This window comes from Leptospira ainazelensis, assembly GCF_016918785.1.
In the GTDB taxonomy this organism is placed as follows: domain Bacteria; phylum Spirochaetota; class Leptospiria; order Leptospirales; family Leptospiraceae; genus Leptospira; species Leptospira ainazelensis.
The window spans coordinates 138655-155650 of record NZ_JAFFPT010000027.1 but is presented as its reverse complement, the minus strand read 5'-3'; the positions used below and the strand labels follow the sequence as shown (position 1 = coordinate 155650).

The window sequence follows — 16996 nt, the reverse complement described above, 5'->3', positions numbered from 1 at the left end:
AAGATGATCTCTGAAACGATGAAACAAACCATTCAATTTTATAACGAAGGTTTGAGCTTATACAAAACCAGAAAATTCGCCGAAGCCCTTGAAAAGTTTCAAAAGGCGACCGAACTCTCACCGGAAGACGGTCCTTCTAAAAAATACATCGGCCGTTGCCAGGCATTTATCACAACTCCTCCTCCAGACGACTGGGACGGAGTTTTTGAAATGAAAACCAAATAAGAGAATCCATGTCCAAGAAACCCGCAACCAGAAGCGCTCGTCCGATCACGGAATACGGAGCGATTTCCACAGTTCTCGGAAAAGAAACGTCCTTTTCCGGGATTCTAAACTTCCAAAAACCTCTCGAAATTTCGGGTGAATTCCAAGGTGAGATCGAATCCGAAGGGTTTCTTCTTGTAAGCGAGGGAGCTAAAGTGCGCGCGAACATCAAAGCGGGCACCGTGATCGTCGGCGGCGAGATCACCGGCAACGTAATCGCGACTCAAAAGTTGGAAATGTTATCCACCGGGAAAGTAAACGGGAATATCAAAACTTCCAAACTTCAAATTGCAGACGGAGTGATCTTTGACGGGAACTGTGAGATGATCCAGCCCAATAAAGATTGACCCACGCTGAAACCAGTAAAAAGTGGTATCTGCTAACCCGAAAAAGCCTACGGACAGGGCTGAGATAGGCAAGATTGCCCTCATTCTGCTCCTTGGATTTTTCGCAGGAGCCGTGACGGGAGTCATTCTCGATCGCCTAACGGGCGTTTCTTTTTTCTCTTCCTACCTGCTCCGAGAAGCAATCAAATTTGAACTCTACGTAATCAAGGTTGAGATACAATTTACCCCTGCTAGTCTGATAGGACTCGTAGCGACGTTGTATTTCATACTAAAAAAGGGGTAAAACATGTCAGTGATTTCAATGAAAAACCTTCTGGAAACCGGAGTACACTTCGGACACCAGACTCGCAAATGGAATCCCAAAATGGCGCCGTATGTTTTTACGGCAAGAAACGGGATTCACATCATCGATCTTCAAAAGACCGTTCAAAAAGCAAAAGAAGCGTATGACGCTCTGAAAAAACAAACTTCAGACGGTAAAAAAGTTCTTTTTGTGGGAACGAAGAAACAAGCGAGAGGCGCGATCGAAAGAGAAGCCATCCGCTCCAATATGTTCTTTATCAATAACCGCTGGCCGGGCGGACTCTTAACAAACTGGAACACGGTGAAGAAGAGTATCGCTCGTCTTAAAAAACTCGAAGGAATGGAAGCGGACAACAGCTTCGAGAAAGAAGTAAAAACTAAAAAAGAAATTCTTACCTTAAGAAGAGAGTTGGATAAACTCCGCAAAACTCTAGGTGGAATCAAGGACATGGCTACCATTCCGGAAATCATGTTTGTGATCGATCCTAAAAAAGAGGAAATCGCGGTCAAAGAAGCGAGAAAACTCGGCCTTACGATCTTCGCGGTAGTGGACACGAACTGCGATCCTGAGCTTATCGACTATCCGATCCCAGGTAACGACGACGCGATCCGCGCGATCTCTCTTTTTCTGGAAACTATGGCGAACGCCGTAATCGAAGGAACGGGTGGAGTTGTAGAACAACCTCGTTTTAGCGAAGACTTGGATTCCGAAGCTCTGGCTCTGGAATATCAGGGAGAATATGATGAAAGCGGAAAGTTCATCATGGACGAAGATCCTGAATCTAAAAAATCCAAAGCTGCAGCCGCCGCTGCGGCCGCAGCCGCTTTAGAAGCGGGCGTAACTACTCCGGTTGTAGCTCCGGAAGAACCTGCGACTACTACGATCGAAGTAGACAAGAACGAGTAAGGAATTCTACGAAATGGCAGTATCTACAGATTTAATCAGAGAACTCAGAGAGAGAACGAGTGCAGGGATGATGGACTGCAAAAAGGCTCTTGAAGAAAACAACGCAGATATCGAAAAAGCGATTACTTGGCTCCGTGAGAAAGGAATCGCGAAGGCCGCTAAAAAGGCCGGAAGAGAAACCAAAGAAGGAAGAGTGGTTTCTTACATTCACGGAAACGGAAAGATCGGAGTTTTGGTTGAACTCAACTCCGAGACGGACTTCGTTTCTAAGAATGAAGACTTCGAAATCCTCGGCAAAGAAATCTGCATGCAGATCGCCGCGATGAATCCTCTTTATCTGAACGAAGAATCCATTCCTGCGGAAGATCTGGAAAAGGAAAAAGGAATCATGAGAGCTCAGCTCGAAGCCGAAGGCAAAAAAGCGGAGCAGATCGACAAGATTCTTCCTGGAAAGATTAAGAAATATATTTCCGAGGCCTGTCTTGTAAACCAGGCGTTTTTCAAAGACGATTCTAAAACGATAGACGACCTAGTCAAAGAAGCGATCTCAAAATTCGGCGAGAATATCCTGATCGCTCGTTTTGTCCGCTTTCAGGTAGGTGGACTCTAAGTTTTGGCAGCAGAAGCGAAGTATAAAAGAATTCTGATCAAACTCTCCGGGGAAGCGCTCGCCGGGGAGGGAGAATTCGGGATCGATACCAATAAGGCCCATTCTCTCGCGGAAGAAATCAAAGAAGTTCACGATCTCGGCGTCGAAATCGCTCTGGTCGTCGGCGGTGGAAATATCATCCGTGGAACCAATCTTGCAAAAGCGGGAATCGACCGGGCGACCGCGGATTATATGGGAATGCTCGCGACGATCCAAAACGCACTCGCGCTCCAAGACGCTTGTGAAAAAAAAGGACTCTACACAAGGGTTCAATCCGCGATCGAAATCAATTCCATTGCTGAAAGTTATATTCGCCGTCGTGCGGTTCGTCACTTGGAAAAAGCAAGAATCGTAATCTTCGCGGGTGGAACCGGAAATCCTTATTTCACAACGGATACGACCGCGAGTCTTCGCGCGGTAGAAGTCGGTTGCGACGTGATTCTCAAGGCGACAAAGGTCGACGGAGTTTACACCGCGGATCCGAAAAAAGACAACACTGCAAAACGTTATTCTCAAATTTCATTTATGGAATCGATCAATCGCCGTTTGAAGGTGATGGATTCCACCGCCTTGAGTTTGTGTATGGAAAACAATATGTCCATTATTGTTTTTGATATTTTCAAAAGAGGGAATTTAAAAGACCTCGTTACCGGAACAAACATCGGAACCCTGATCTCTAATTCGGAGGACATAAAAATCGATGGCCAGTGAAGAAATTATCTCAGGAATGAAAACAAAAATGGATAAAACCATAGACCTCGTAAAAAAGGACTTTGGCACCATCCGCACCGGAAGAGCGAACCCTTCTCTTGTGGAAGACATTCGTGTTGATTATTACGGAACTCAGACCCCAATCAATCAGCTCGGAAACATCTCGGTTCCCGAGCCGAGAAGCCTCGTGATCTCTCCTTACGATAAGGGAATCATGAAGGATATCGAAAAAGCGATTCAAACCTCGGGTCTGGGGCTTCAGCCGTCGAACGACGGAGTTGTCATTCGTATCATCATTCCCGAGCTGACCGGTGAAAGACGGAAAGAACTTGCAAAAGTTGTAAAGTCCAAGTCCGAAGAAAAAAAAGTAGCGATCCGTAATATCAGAAGAGATGCGATGGAAGATCTGAAAAAACATACCGAAGGAATGTCTCAAGACGAGATCAAAACCGTTCAGGATCAGATTCAAAAAATCACCGATTCTTATATCGAAAAAATTTCCGCTCTTACGATAGAGAAGGAAAAGGAAATCACGACGATCTGACGTGGGCTTCCTCAAGTCCAATCTCCCGAAACATATCGCCGTCATCATGGACGGCAACGGTCGTTGGGCAACTTCTCGCGGAAAATCCAGATCGGAAGGTCATCGAGAAGGTTCTCTTGCGATCGATCGTCTGATGGACGCAAGTCTCGAACTCGGTCTTCAGAATATTTCTCTCTACGCGTTTTCCACGGAGAATTGGAAACGCCCGATCACAGAAATTCGTTCCATCTTCAATCTTCTCATCGAATTTATCGAAACCCGTCTGGATACGATTCACGCAAGAGGAATCAAAATTCACCATTCAGGAAGCAGAAAACGTCTGACTCGAGGGGTTTTGGACAAGATCGATTTCGCGATCGATAAAACAAAAAAGAATCAGAATCTCACCGTGAACTTCTGTTTGAACTACGGATCGAGAGACGAACTTTTAAAAGCGGCACAAGAGGTTTTTTTAGAACGAAAACGTTCCAAGGTTTCCTTTGAAAAGCCTCTGAAAGAAAAAGAACTCGAAAAATTTTTATATACGTCTACCCTTCCTCCCGTAGATTTACTGATCAGAACGGCCGGGGAACAAAGACTCTCTAATTTTCTACTTTGGCAGTCCGCTTATGCGGAACTGTATTTTACCGATACTCTCTGGCCGGACTTTGACAAAAATTCTCTGGTGGATTCCTTAAAATGGTATGAAACCAGAACCCGGAAATTCGGAGGATTGGAGAATGGGTGAAACATCCAAAAGGATCGCGTCAGCCGCGGTATTAGTCGTATTTTATCTTTTTATGATATTCTATGCGGATTTTTATTATCTGCAGTCGTATTTGATTCTTCTTTTGGGCGGTTTTATCGGAATCAAAGAATTCTACAATTTGGCGGATCGCGGCGACGAGGGAAGGCCGTTTCGTGGAACGGGAACGTTCTTTATGTTCGTCATTCTTACCTTTTATTATTTCCGTTTTATCGCTTCTCAGAACAAATTCGATCCTCCGATCTTCTTTCTCCAATACATCAAATTTTTCGTACCTCCGTTTGATCCGGTTCCGGTCGCGTTTCTTCTTTTGTTTATCATCGTCTTTACTTTGCAGATCACCAGACGCCCGTTAGACGGCGCGATCTTTTCGGTTTCCTCCACGTTTCTCGGAGTGTTTTACGTCGCGGTTCCGCTCGGACACTTGCTTCTTCTTTTGGGAATGGGGCAGGGAATTTACTACATCATCCTCGTTTCCGTCATCACGTTCCTAACGGACGCGGGTGCATATTTCGGCGGAAGATGGTTCGGTCAACATCCGGCCGGGCTTGCGATTTCTCCGAAAAAAACCTGGGAAGGTTATGCGACGGGAATCGTGACGGCGATCGTTTCCGTTTTTATCTTCAACGCGATCTGGGAGAATTCCACCGGAACCGCCTCCGCGATTTCCGGCGTGGAAGTCTTTTTGATCTCCGTGATCATTTCTCTCGTGAGCGTGATCGGGGATCTGCTCGAATCCGCGATGAAACGCGACGCAAAGATCAAGGATTCGGGTTCTCTGATTCCGGGTCACGGCGGTGTTTTGGATCTGGCGGACGCACTTCTGATCACGATTCCTGTTTTATATTATTATCTCCAGATCAAGGGGAATCTTGGTTTCCAAGTCTAATTGGATATGGCAACCTCCGTCTGTCTTCTGGGCGCTTCGGGTTCGGTAGGAGAATCCACTCTTAAGGTTCTGCGCGCTTACCCGGAAGAATTTAGACTTCATTCTTTCAGCGTTCATTCCAATCTCCAGAAAGCTCTGGAGATTCAGAAGGAATTTTCTCCTTCGGTCATTTGTGTCAGCTCGGCGACGGCCGATCGTTCGATGCTCGGAAATAAAATCGGAAAGACTGAAATTCTTTATGGAGAATCCGCGCTCATCGATCTTGTCAAAGATTCTTCCGTAGAAATCGTAATCACGGCCATCGTCGGTTCCGTGGGTTTGCGTCCTACGATCGCCGCGATCACTTCGGGAAAAAGATTAGGAATCGCTAATAAAGAAACGTTAGTCACGTCCGGTCCTCTGATCAATTCTCTCATTCGTAAACACGATACAAAAGTGGTTCCGGTCGATTCGGAACACAACGCCCTTTTCCAACTTCTGGAGTCCTTAAATAGAAACGCGGTGGAAAAAATCATTCTCACGGCTTCGGGCGGTTCGTTTCGGGATATGCCGATCGATCAGTTGTCGTCCATCACTAAAGAGCAGGCGCTTCATCATCCGACCTGGAGTATGGGGCCGAAGATCACGGTCGATTCCAACGGAATGATCAACAAGGGGCTCGAAGTCATCGAAGCTCATTTTCTTTTCGGATTCCCTTACGAAAAGATCGGAGTTGTAGTTCATCCACAGAGTATCGCTCATGGAATCGTAGAATTGAAAGACGGCGCTTCCTTTGTTTATGCTTCTTATCCGGATATGATCTTTCCGATCGCACATTCTCTCTTTCATCCGGAACCGGTGCCCAAGATTTTACGGTCTCATCCTTCGAAAGATTGGGGAAAACTGGAATTTAGAGAACCGGATAGAAAACGTTATCCGGGTTTGGCGCTTGCGTTCGAAGCGGGTAAGGCGGGCGGAACGGCTCCTTCCATTTTTAACGCGGCCAACGAAGTTGCGGTAGAATTGTTTTTAAAAGACGAGATTCGTTTTGTGGAAATTCCCAAATACATCTCCGCCGCGTTAGACGAAATTCCAATCACGTATCCTGACACCCTGGAAGGTTACGAAGACGCAGATCGAGTTGCCAGGGAGACCGTCGGAAATCTGAAATCAAGGAAGGCTGTATCCGCATGTTGATCATGGTATTAGGCGCCGTATTTATGTTGGCTATTTCTATTTTTATCCACGAGCTGGGACACCTTCTCTGTGGAATGCTCGTCGGTGTGAAGGCGAGAATCTTTTCGATCGGATACGGAAGAGGAATCTGGAAAAAAAAAGTGGGTGAAACCACTTACCAGATCACCGCGATTCCGGTCGGCGGATACGTTCTTTTTAAAGGCGACGACTACGGCGGAGAAATCAAAGGAGAACCCGGAGAATTGTTATCCACTCCTCCTCTCAAAAGAATGATCCCGGTGCTCGGCGGTCCTCTTTTCAATTTGTTTCTCGGTTTTGGTTTATTACTCTTTTTGAATTTTCTCGGACACAATCCTCCGGGAAATCGAATCTTTATCGATCCTGCCGATCAGGAATTCTCCGCCGCGTATCAATCCGGACTTAGGACGGGGGACCGGATTCTTAGCATCAACGGAAACAAAACCGAAAAGTTCGAGGACATCGTAACCGGAGTCGGACTTTCTTCGGGAGAAGCCTTGAAGCTCGAAGGGGAAAGAGAAGGAAAGAAGTTGGAATGGATCGTAACTCCTAGGATTGTCTACAACCCGAAACGCGCTTCCGGAATTCCGACCATCGGAGTCGAACCCTTCGGTGAAAGAAGGGTCGTCGCGACCTTTAGTTATTCCGAACAATTCCAGCACTGGCTTTCTTCCAAGTTGGACAAAACCCACGAAGCCGAGAACTATTACCAAGAACGTCTGAAAAAAGCCGTGGAAGGAAGGGATATTCCGGCGGAAATTCTTTTGGAAAAGGAGAAGGAAGAAAAAGAAAATCTTCTTCGTTCCCGCGCTTTGACTTACTTGAACGACGGAGACGTGATTCAGACGATCAACGGAAGATCCGTTTCGACCGTTGGAGAACTCCAGAAAATTCTAGGCGAATATCAGAATCAAACGGTGAAGATCGTCGTCGATCGTAAGACGTATCCTCTGGTCAATCCTTGGTCCACCGAAATCGCAAACGTGGACGTTCCCGTACTCGGAGCAAACATATTAGAATTTAAGAATCTAAAAGACAAAAAATTTCCCGAACTCGGACTCGAATCGTATCAGTTCGCAAGTTACGATCCGGAGCTCGGACAAAAACTTCTGAACTTGGCAGTGGACGGAAAAACCTTTCCGAGCTTTGAAGAACTTCTCGCATACGTGAAGAATAAAAACGGAGAATCCGTTACCGTAGACATGGGAAATCTGAGACTCGAAGCCGAGCCGAAGGTCAGACCGATCGGACTTCTGGGTTTTAGACCGAACATGAAGTTTCATCCGGAACCGATGGCGAGAGAACTCGGATTTTTAGAATCCTTCGTAGTCGCAGGAACCGACGTCTATGAGAATGTGGAAACCACTCTCAAAGGAATCGGGATGTTGTTCTCCGGAATTCTTTCCGTAAAGGACAGTCTTTCCGGACCGGTTGGAATCGTATCGTATGCGGGGATCAGTTTGGAAATCGGTTGGGAAACTTACTTGGAGTTTGTCGCGAGGATCTCGATCGCTCTGATGATAATGAATTTACTTCCCATTCCGATGGCGGACGGTGGACATATCGTATTGTACGCGTATGAAGCGATCACCGGAAGACCTCTTCCGGGAAAAGTGATCGAGTCCATCTTTAGAATCGGGTTTTTATTCTTATTGGGGCTCGGACTCTACGTCACCTTCAACGATGTAACGCGATTTTTCTAAAACGCATGAAAGCATCGAAATATATTTTACCCACAGAAAAAGAAAATCCTGCGGACGCGGTCGTCGCGTCCCACCGTCTGATGATCCGCGCCGGTTTGGTTCGAAAGTCCTCCGCCGGTCTTTACTTCTATCTTCCTCTTGGTGTGAGAATTCTTCAAAAGATCAAAGAGATCGTCAGGGAAGAAATGAACGCGACCGGGGCCTTGGAATTCGACCTTCCGATTTTAACTCCTTCGGAACTCTGGGAACAGAGCGGAAGATGGAGTGCGATGGGAAAGGAAATGTTTCGGATCCAAGATCGCCACGATCTCAAATACGCCCTCGGACCCACTCACGAAGAATCCTTTAGTTATCTCGTAAAACCGCTTTTAAAGTCGTATAAAGATCTTCCGATCAACGTCTATCAGATTCAGACAAAGTTTCGGGACGAGATCCGTCCTCGATTCGGGGTGATCCGTTCGAGAGAGTTTATTATGAAAGATGCATATTCTTTCCATCTCGACGAGGCTTCTTTGGACGAAACCTATCAGGCTATGAGAATCGCTTATAGGAAGATGTTCGATCGCTGCGGACTCAAGACCATTCCTGTTCTCGCGGATTCCGGAAGTATGGGCGGTTCCGCTTCCGAAGAATTTATGGTAGTATCTCCGATCGGAGAGGAAACCCTACTTCTCTGTGCAAAATGCGATTATAGTTCCAACAGCGAAAAAACTCCTCTTGTATTAGAAAAAGAGAATCTTCCTTCTTCGTTTCCCGAAAAAAAAGAAGTCGCAACTCCCGGAAAAAAAACGATCGAAGAAGTAAGCCAACTCCTCGGAATTTCCGCGAAGGAAACGATCAAAGCGGTGGCTTTGAAATCGGAGAAAAAAAAGATTCTCGTGTATTTGCGCGGAGATCTGGAACTCAATCTCCACAAACTTCATTCCCTCTTGAGAATCGTGGATACGGAGCCGATGAGTGATTCCGAACTCAGAGAGCTCGAACTCGTTCCCGGTTTTATTCAGCCGATTGCACCGAACGAAAAAGTAAAAGTTTTATACGATCGTTCTTTGCAGAAAAACTTTCCGTATGTGGTCGGCGCCGGAAAGGAAGATCTTCATACCCAAGGTTTTATCTTGGAAAAGGAAATCTCCAATCTTCCGGATTTTGCGGATGTCGCATTAGCAAGAGAAGGCGATCTTTGTCCGAATTGTAATTCTCCCTTAAAGGCAGAAAAAGGAATCGAGGTCGGACATATTTTCAAACTCGGAGATAAATATACGAAGGCTTTCGGGATTCAAGTCCTGGATCAGAACGGAAAAGCGAGAACTCTTACGATGGGTTGTTACGGGATCGGGGTGAATCGAACTCTCGCCACCGTCATCGAACAATGCAACGATGATAAGGGAATTTTTTGGCCGATCAGCATCGCTCCTTTTGAAGTGACCCTCGTGAGCATCACAAAAGGCGAAGAACAACACGCAAAAGCTGAAGAATTTTATAATATTCTAAAAAACGAAGGTGTCGAAGTTTTCTGGGACGACCGCGACCTCGGACCCGGATTTAAACTGAAAGATTCCGAGCTGATCGGTTTTCCGATCCGAGTTACGATCGGAAAAAAATTCTTCGAAAACGGGGAAGTTTCGATCTACAACCGCAAAAAGGACAAAGAAGAATCCTTTGTTTTTACCGATTTCGAAGATTTCACGAGCCGAGTAGAATCGCTTCGCCAAGAACTTTTTGCCGAGCTGGGGTAGGTATGGGAAAAGAATCAAAACATTCCGAGAAGGAAGGATACTTTGGAGAATTCGGAGGACGTTATTCTCCCGAAATTCTTCACGACGCTCTTGTGGAACTCGAAGCCACGTATAAGAAGTTAAAGAAAAACAAACACTTCAAAAAAGAACTCGAATACTATCGCAAGAATTACATCGGAAGACCTTCTCCATTGACGTATGCGGAACGCCTGACGAAGGCTTGGGGAGGTGCGAGAATCTGGCTCAAAAGAGAAGACCTCAATCATACCGGCGCTCATAAGATCAACAACACCATCGGCCAGGTTCTGATCGCAAAAGCGATGGGCAAAACAAGAATCATCGCCGAAACCGGAGCGGGTCAGCACGGAGTGGCTACCGCGACCGTCGGCGCTATGTTTCGAATGGAAACCGTCGTTTATATGGGAGACGAAGATTTACGTCGCCAGGAACTCAACGCGATCCGGATGAGAATGATGGGCGCAAAGGTGGTCGGAGTTTCTGCAGGAACCGCCACTCTCAAAGACGCGACGAGCGAAGCGATGAGAGACTGGGCTTTAAATGTTTCTAATACACATTATATCGTGGGTTCCTCCATCGGGCCGCATCCGTTCCCGTCGATCGTAAGAGATTTTCAATCCGTGATCGGAATCGAATCCAGAAAACAATTCAAAAAAGAGAATGGAAAACTTCCGAATGCGGTCGTCGCCTGTGTGGGCGGAGGCTCCAATGCGATCGGGATGTTTTACGGTTTTCTCAAAGATAAAAAGGTAAAACTTTATGGCGTTGAGGCCGGAGGTTATTCTTCTACACCCGGTTCTCACTCTGCAACGATGGCCTTTGGAAAGACTGGATTCTTACACGGAACCAAAACGCTCGTGATCCAAGATGAATTCGGTCAGATCGTTCCCGCTCATTCCGTCTCCGCTGGTCTGGATTATCCGGGAGTGGGACCTGAACACGCGTATTTGAGCAAGAGCGGAAGAGTCACTTACGCGAACGTAAATGACGAAGGTGCGTTAGACGCCTTCTTGGAAGTTTGTAGGATCGAAGGTATCATTCCCGCGTTGGAAACCGCACACGCGTTCCAATACGCTAAATCTCTTGCGAAAGAAATGGGAAAAAAAGAAGACATTCTGATTTGTTTGTCAGGAAGAGGGGACAAGGACGTCGCCGAAGTGGCGAGACTGAGAAAAGGAGAATTTTCTTGAGCGCAATATCCGCCGTATTCTCGGATGAGAAAAGTGTTTTTATCCCCTATATCTCGTTAGGCGATCCCGATTATGATTCTTCCGTCGTTTGGGCCGATGCCCTCATTCGTGGCGGCGCCGGAATCTTAGAATTGGGAATCCCGTTTACTGATCCCGTTGCCGACGGTCCTGTGATTCAGAAGGCTTTTAAAAGAGCCCTGGCTCATCCTTTTTCGATGAAGAAAATTTTGGATGTGACCGCAGAGATTCACAAACTTCATCCTGAAACTCCGCTTGTCTACCTGACCTATTTTAATCCTTTGTATTCTATGGGTTTGGAATCTTTTGCGGAAACCGCTAAGAATTCCGGAATCCAGGGTCTGATCATCCCGGATCTCCCATACGATACCCCGGAGGCGGAAGAATTCTTCACACAACTCGAGAAGAGAAAGATCGACTTCATCCACCTCGTTACCCCGGCGACGACGGAAGATCGAATTCGTTCGATGAAATCTCTCGCTTCCGGCTTTATCTACTATGTGACTTCTTACGGTGTTACGGGTGAAAGAAGAGCCCTTGCGGATGGCTTGGAAGAAAGAATCAAATTTGTTAAAAAAGTAGTTTCTCTTCCTGTTTGTGCTGGCTTTGGTATTTCCACTGCGGATCAATCTAAGGAGATTTCGAGATACGCGGACGGTGTGATTATCGGTTCCGCTGTCCAGAGGATCATCGAAGAGTTTGGGAGTAATCGCGAGAGCTGTGCGGAGAAGTTATTTGCGTATGCGTCTGAGATTCGTTCTTCTATGAGGTAATGGGAAATCGACTCCCGTTTTTGGGAGATTGGTTTTTGAAGGGAGTTTGATCGAAGAAAAGAATTTTCTAAGATGGGTGAGTTCGAGATTTGCGAATTTGGCTTGTGATTTCCTTTTTTAAGAAGATTACTTTTCTAGTGATAGAAAGTTCTGTTGGAACTCCATTCGATTTGGTTTCAGGGCAGATTTCCTGGTCACAGTCCAATTCTAATAAAATTGAAAAGAGAAGGCAACGAGATACCCCCAACCCCCAGGCCAGAATTCCTAATTTCACCCAATCCTCTTCAAAAGGACGAAAGTTCATCTTTCTAAGGTTGAGATTTTCCTCTTGGTATCTCGCATAAACCAACCTCTTCCCTAAAAACTTCTTTCGAATCAAAACCTCGTCAAACCGAACTAAAAGGCGTCTCAGAGACAGCCTCAAAAATCTCGCCTTTAAGCCATTTGACACCACAAACCCCTCCGGAATCAAAAGGGTGCAAAGATGCCCTTTCTTCCGAATCTCACAAGAAGCAAAGCCCGATCGCAGAGAAGACTTCCTCATACCAAGGACGGTTCCCAAAGAAAAACGCTCGGAGACGAAAACCTCCAAAAAATTGACAAAAAGTGAAATAGGGAACTGTAAAAGACCGAAAAAACGAAACAAAAAACGAAAACACCCTAGAAGAGGGACGAGCGAAACCGGAAAATATTGACGAAACTCAGACCGATTGGATACTGATCCCCGATCTCTTCCCGGAGGAAACAATGAGCGAAGCCAAATTTAAGATCACACCCATACAGATACTCTTTATCATTTTAGGAATTTTAGGAATCCTTCTCATCAGTTTTACTGCATTCTTCCCGAACTATTCCCAGAATACTGAATTTCTCTTAGGCGGATTCGCGGCGCTCATTTTGTCCGCGTATCCGATCTACAAGTTTATCGCGGAGAACACACCGGACAAACAGAGATCCGGAAGTATCTGGCTTGCGGTAGTAGTATCACTGGTGATGTTTTTTCTCTATCAGATCTTCACACCGCTTTCCGAGTTGGAGGAATCCTCCGTATCCTGGAGATTTACGCTTTTAAGAGCGGGGGTCAACAAGAGCGAGAAAGAATCGGAGGAGGGAACGATAGAATACACACGTTACAATCCTCCGCCGGGAGCGAGACAGGACATCCAGATCATCGGGATCACGACGACTTCCTTGGAAAAATTGCAGGGAAGATGGCCGCTTCCTTGGAAATATTACGCAAACATAATAGACATATTTAAGAATACGTCGAATCAGCTCATGTTCGATATTTTCTTCGTGGATTACAAACCGGGACAGACGGAAGAGATGGCGGAAGCATTGGCCAAAAATCCGCAGGTCATGTTTGACTACCCTATGGAAACCAGTTTAGAATCCAAAAGTTCGATCCTCAATCTGGAGAATCGAATCGACGTCTTGAGAAAATTCAAATTGGAGAATGTGGAAGATCCGGGAGAGCTCGGAAGATCCTGGTTGAAATTTCCGCAACCGCCGATCGAACCCGTAGCGGACAAGGCATCCGGATTAGGATTTGCGAATATTAAAAAAGACGAAAGTGGGCTCAACAGAAGAATGCCCTTGGTCGCAAAACTGCTGAATGCCGGACCTTTGAGAGAAACCGAATACTATCCTTCGATCGACTTGATGATCGCCTGCAATTATCTCGGAGTCGACGTAAAAAGGGACGTGGAAGTCGTGATGGGGAAGTATGTGAAGATCAAAAACATACCTCAGAAAACGCTCACGAGTTTCAATCGAAAGTCTTTGAAGATGGAAACCAAGGACATCATGAATCGTCCGAACGAGAAAAGAGAGATCAAAATTCCTATCGACGAAGACGGACAGATGCAGATCAATTTTCCGGGCGGACTTTATTCCTTCCGAGCTCATGAGATTTTCGAGGCGTCCACGGAATGGAACGAAGAGACGGCATCTCAGTTTCAGAACACGATCTTTCTTGTGGCGATGTATTATGCGACTGGAGCCGGGGCTGCAAAGGATACTCACTTATCACCATTCGGCGATATGTCCGGGATCGAACACCACGCAGCCGCGATCAACACGATTCTCAATCAAGACTTTCTCTTTGAATTACCGCTCTGGGGAGAATTCTTAATTCTTATCATAGTCGGAATTTTAGCGGGAATCATACAACCGCGACTGAAGACCTGGCTTGCTTTTATCTTCTTCTTAGCGACTGCGTTTCTCTATTCCGTAGTAACTTTGGTGAATTTTTCGGAATTCAATTTGGTGCATCTCTATCCTTCGGTGATTTTAGAGCAGTTGTTTATCTTTATCGGTCTGATAGGATTTAGAATTTTGACGGAAGAAGAGAACGTAAAATACATCCGAAGCACATTCTCCAAATTCGTATCCAAGGACGTTGTGGACGAGTTACTTAAGAATCCGGAGAATCTCAACTTGGGAGGATCGAAACGGGATATTACGATCTTCTTCTCGGATATCCGCGGATTTACGACGATGTCGGAAAAAATGGGACCGGAGGAACTCGTTCAATTCCTGAACCAATACTTATCGGAGATGACTGAGATCATCATTGAATTCAAGGGAACGATTGATAAATACATGGGGGATGCGATCATGGCATTTTGGGGGGCGCCCGTGCCTCTGGAAGACCACGCTTACTATGGATGTGCGGCGGGACTGGCTCAGATGAGAAGACTCGCAACTCTCAAGGAAGAGTGGAAAGCTCGGGATCTGCCTCAAATGGATATAGGAATCGGACTCAATTCGGGGCCTGCGGTCGTCGGAAACATGGGGAGTTCCCACAGGATGGATTACACCTGTATGGGAGACACCATCAACCTTGGATCCAGATTGGAAGGAACGAATAAGGAATACGGGACCCATATCATCATCTCTGAGTACACCTACGAAAAGGTAAAGGACAGGATCATCGCAAGAGAACTGGACTTGATTAAGGTAAAGGGGAAGACTCAGCCGGTTCGGATCTATGAACTTCTGGATTTGGTGAACGAGGAAGACCTAAAACTATTAAGAAAACCATTGCAGGCGAGCTGAGAATTTTATAAAATTAGAATAGAAAGTTTTCATGCAACAGGAACCAACTCTGCTGGATAGAATCAACTATCCGGCCGATCTCAGAAGTGTCCCACTGGAAAGACTTCCGGTGGTATGCGAAGAGGTTCGGAATTATATCATCGACACTCTTTCGGGAGTGGGCGGACATTTCGCGAGCAATCTGGGAGTCGTAGAACTCACGGTCGCTCTTCACTATGTGTTTGATACCCCGAAGGACAGACTGGTCTGGGATGTAGGACATCAAACCTATCCGCATAAAATACTAACCGGAAGAAAGGACCGACTCAACACGGTTCGAAAATTCAACGGGCTTTCCGGATTTCCAAAAAGGGAAGAATCACCTTACGATCTCTACAATACCGGACACGCGGGGACTTCCATTTCTCAGGCGCTCGGCGAAGCCGCGGCGAGGGATTTGACCGGAGGGGATTACAACGTAGTCGCCATCATAGGAGACGCCTCGATCGCGACCGGAATGGCGCTCGAAGCGATGAACCACGCGGGACATTTAAAAAAGGACATGATCGTCATACTAAACGATAACTACATGTCGATATCCAAAAACGTAGGATCCATATCCAACTATCTCAACAACATCATCACATCGCATTTTTACAACCACTGGAAGAGAATTTTTTATACATTCTTAAAATGGCTTCCGATCATAGGGCCGGCAACAGAGAGATTTTTTAAGAAGGTGGAGAAGGGATTCAAGGACGTCCTCACTCCGGGCGGCCTTTTCGAAGATTTAGGGTTCGGATACATAGGACCGGAAGACGGACACGACGTAATCAGACTTGTGAAGATGCTCGAAAAAGTGAAAAAGATGAAGGGGCCTATCTTACTTCACATAATCACACAAAAAGGGAAGGGATACGACCCTGCGGAAAGGGATCCGATCAAATATCACGGTGTAACCCCGTTTCGGAAAGAAGACGGAGCTATGGAGAGCGGGGATTCGACCAAGATTGCCTATAGTAAGATCGTGGGAAAAATGCTCACGATTCTTACCGAAAAAAATCCGAAGATTGCGGCGATCACACCGGCGATGATCGAAGGAAGCGGACTCAAAGAATACGCTGAAAAATATCCGGACCATTTATTCGACGTGGGGATTGCGGAACAACATTCCGTTGCGTTTGCGGGGGCGATGACCAACGGAAACGTGATTCCGTATATGTGTATTTATTCTACCTTTTTAACCCGAGGAATGGATCAGCTTGTAGAAGACGTATCTCTGATGAATCTTCCGGTTCGTTTTGTGATAGACCGCGCCGGGTGTGTGGGACCGGACGGAGAAACCCATCAGGGTTTATTCGATCTGAGTTATCTTTTAGGATTACCTCATATGGACGTATTTGTTCCTTCCAATGGACAAGACTTGATAGACTCGCTCAGACTTATGGAACACTATGAACAGGAACCGATTGCAATTCGATTTCCGAAGGCGAGTGTGGAGATCAAAAGTTTGGATTTTTACAGAGAACCCGAATTGGTACCGGGAACGTTTCGGGTTCTTAAAAAAGGAACCGATGTCGCATTATTATCGATTGGATCCATGTTGGAAGAAGCCCAAAAGGCTGCGGAAATCTTAGAATCTTCCGGATTGAGCGTCACCCTGATCGATCTCGTTTGGCTGAGACCGCTCGGAACGGAGGCTTTGAATGAAGAAATATCGAACGTAAGACAATTTGCGATCTTAGACGAGAGTTATGTGGATGCGGGAGCCTCCGGGTATCTGCTCAATCGGATTTCACCGGAACATTTATCGAAATACATCAAAACATTCGGATTTCCTCCCGAGCCGATCCATCACGGAGAGAGAAAGGAAATTTTCCAAGCTTACAAATTGGATGCCCCGTCGATCGCGGAAACGGTGGCTGAGGCCTTGAGAAAAAACTTAATCAAGCCTTAGTGATTCCAA

Annotated in this window: 17 protein-coding genes; 16 read left to right on the top strand and 1 reads right to left on the bottom strand. The window is 46.1% G+C overall.

The annotated features are described in order from the left end of the window. The first annotated feature begins 3 nt into the window (after positions 1 to 3). The 14 genes from JWG44_RS08280 to trpA are packed head-to-tail and all read left to right on the top strand — an operon-like array spanning position 4 to position 11991. A complete protein-coding gene (locus JWG44_RS08280) occupies positions 4 to 225 on the top strand; it encodes a tetratricopeptide repeat protein (protein WP_205274487.1) in 222 nt (73 codons plus the stop codon). Positions 226 to 233: 8 nt separating this feature from the next. Then, positions 234 to 611 (top strand): bactofilin family protein, encoded by a 378-nt coding sequence (locus tag JWG44_RS08275; protein WP_205274486.1) that lies wholly within the window; start codon positions 234 to 236, stop codon positions 609 to 611. Positions 612 to 633: 22 nt separating this feature from the next. Further along, positions 634 to 894 (top strand): hypothetical protein, encoded by a 261-nt coding sequence (locus JWG44_RS08270; RefSeq protein WP_069606737.1) that lies wholly within the window; start codon positions 634 to 636, stop codon positions 892 to 894. Between the two features lie 3 nt (positions 895 to 897). Next, positions 898 to 1821 carry a 30S ribosomal protein S2 gene (gene rpsB / locus JWG44_RS08265; protein ID WP_205274485.1) on the top strand — a complete coding sequence of 308 codons (924 nt, stop codon included), beginning with the start codon at positions 898 to 900 and terminating at the stop codon, positions 1819 to 1821. 13 nt (positions 1822 to 1834) lie between these two features. Next, positions 1835 to 2431, top strand: a complete 597-nt coding sequence (gene tsf / locus JWG44_RS08260) for a translation elongation factor Ts (RefSeq protein ID WP_100787652.1) — start codon at positions 1835 to 1837, stop codon at positions 2429 to 2431. 3 nt (positions 2432 to 2434) lie between these two features. Beyond that, entirely contained in the window at positions 2435 to 3181 is a 747-nt protein-coding gene (gene pyrH, locus JWG44_RS08255; RefSeq protein ID WP_205274484.1) for a UMP kinase, read from the top strand. Next, positions 3171 to 3725, top strand: coding sequence for a ribosome recycling factor (gene frr / locus JWG44_RS08250; protein ID WP_205274483.1), 555 nt, complete (start codon positions 3171 to 3173; stop codon positions 3723 to 3725). Before pyrH ends, frr begins: the two co-directional genes overlap by 11 nt. Before the next feature lie 46 nt (positions 3726 to 3771). Beyond that, positions 3772 to 4452, top strand: coding sequence for an isoprenyl transferase (locus JWG44_RS08245; RefSeq protein ID WP_232371555.1), 681 nt, complete (start codon positions 3772 to 3774; stop codon positions 4450 to 4452). Continuing rightward, a complete protein-coding gene (locus tag JWG44_RS08240; RefSeq protein ID WP_205274523.1) occupies positions 4445 to 5359 on the top strand; it encodes a phosphatidate cytidylyltransferase in 915 nt (304 codons plus the stop codon). The genes JWG44_RS08245 and JWG44_RS08240 overlap by 8 nt, the downstream gene beginning before the upstream one ends. Positions 5360 to 5365: 6 nt before the next feature. Continuing rightward, positions 5366 to 6535 (top strand): 1-deoxy-D-xylulose-5-phosphate reductoisomerase, encoded by a 1170-nt coding sequence (gene dxr / locus JWG44_RS08235; protein ID WP_205274481.1) that lies wholly within the window; start codon positions 5366 to 5368, stop codon positions 6533 to 6535. Continuing rightward, positions 6529 to 8256: a site-2 protease family protein gene (locus tag JWG44_RS08230; protein WP_205274480.1), complete on the top strand. Its 1728-nt coding sequence runs from the start codon at positions 6529 to 6531 to the stop codon at positions 8254 to 8256. The genes dxr and JWG44_RS08230 overlap by 7 nt, the downstream gene beginning before the upstream one ends. A gap of 5 nt (positions 8257 to 8261) precedes the next feature. Further along, entirely contained in the window at positions 8262 to 9992 is a 1731-nt protein-coding gene (locus JWG44_RS08225) for a proline--tRNA ligase (protein WP_205274479.1), read from the top strand. 2 nt (positions 9993 to 9994) lie between these two features. Continuing rightward, positions 9995 to 11200 carry a tryptophan synthase subunit beta gene (trpB, locus tag JWG44_RS08220; RefSeq protein ID WP_205274478.1) on the top strand — a complete coding sequence of 402 codons (1206 nt, stop codon included), beginning with the start codon at positions 9995 to 9997 and terminating at the stop codon, positions 11198 to 11200. After that, positions 11197 to 11991 carry a tryptophan synthase subunit alpha gene (trpA, locus tag JWG44_RS08215; RefSeq protein WP_205274477.1) on the top strand — a complete coding sequence of 265 codons (795 nt, stop codon included), beginning with the start codon at positions 11197 to 11199 and terminating at the stop codon, positions 11989 to 11991. Before trpB ends, trpA begins: the two co-directional genes overlap by 4 nt. Before the next feature lie 67 nt (positions 11992 to 12058). Here trpA and JWG44_RS08210 read toward each other — a convergent pair whose 3' ends face one another. Then, positions 12059 to 12535 carry a DUF1564 family protein gene (locus JWG44_RS08210; RefSeq protein WP_232371547.1) on the bottom strand — a complete coding sequence of 159 codons (477 nt, stop codon included), beginning with the start codon at positions 12533 to 12535 and terminating at the stop codon, positions 12059 to 12061. A gap of 203 nt (positions 12536 to 12738) precedes the next feature. Between JWG44_RS08210 and JWG44_RS08205 the strand changes: the two genes are divergently transcribed. Together JWG44_RS08205 and dxs are read left to right on the top strand one after the other, a co-directional pair. Beyond that, the gene (locus JWG44_RS08205; RefSeq protein WP_205274476.1) at positions 12739 to 15051 is read left to right on the top strand and encodes an adenylate/guanylate cyclase domain-containing protein; all 2313 of its coding nucleotides are present in this window, start codon (positions 12739 to 12741) and stop codon (positions 15049 to 15051) included. Between the two features lie 31 nt (positions 15052 to 15082). Next, the gene (dxs, locus tag JWG44_RS08200; protein WP_205274475.1) at positions 15083 to 16987 is read left to right on the top strand and encodes a 1-deoxy-D-xylulose-5-phosphate synthase; all 1905 of its coding nucleotides are present in this window, start codon (positions 15083 to 15085) and stop codon (positions 16985 to 16987) included. Positions 16988 to 16996: the final 9 nt, after the last annotated feature.